A 669-nucleotide genomic window follows, 5' to 3' on the forward strand; every position below is an offset into this window, starting at 1 on the left:
TCGAATCCCTATATCTCCACCACAAGGGCTTATAGCTCAGCTGGTTAGAGCGCACGCCTGATAAGCGTGAGGTCGATGGTTCGAGTCCATTTAAGCCCACCAATTTAATTAAAAATCAATAATTTTTAATTAAATAAATTGTTCTTTGAAAATTGCACAGATTAAAAACAAATCAAATTGTTACTCAAACTAACTACAAACTAGAATGGGTATACAATTTCGCAAGTTGCATCGAAAGGTGTAACTATAAAAATTATAATGGTCAAGCTACGAAGAGCGCATGGTGAATGCCTTGGCACTAGGAGCCGACGAAGGACGCGATAAGCTGCGATAAGCTTTGGGTAGGCGCAAATAGCCAGTGATCCAGAGATTTCCGAATGGGGCAACCCCCACAGTCAAAACTGTGGATCGTACACTGAATAAATAGGTGTACGAAGGTAACCCAGGGAACTGAAACATCTAAGTACCTGGAGGAAGAGAAAGAAACATCGATTTCCTAAGTAGCGGCGAGCGAAAGGGAAAGAGCCCAAACCAGTTATTTATAACTGGGGTTGAGGACAGAACATAAAATTGTGATTTCATTAACTGAAGAAAGCTGGAAAGCTTCGCTACAGAGTGTAATAGCCACGTAAGTGAAAGTGAATAACAAGAGTTCTGATCCAGAGTACC

Annotated in this window: 1 tRNA gene and 1 rRNA gene; both read left to right on the forward strand. The window is 41.1% G+C overall.

From position 1 onward, the window contains the following. The first annotated feature begins 25 nt into the window (after positions 1–25). Positions 26–102: transfer RNA gene (locus JK636_RS10245), tRNA-Ile, on the forward strand. 158 nt (positions 103–260) lie between these two features. Further along, a 23S ribosomal RNA gene (locus JK636_RS10250) occupies positions 261–669 on the forward strand; the annotation flags it as partial.

The organism is Clostridium rhizosphaerae (assembly GCF_016765585.1).
GTDB classification, from domain to species: domain Bacteria; phylum Bacillota; class Clostridia; order Clostridiales; family Clostridiaceae; genus Clostridium_AT; species Clostridium_AT rhizosphaerae.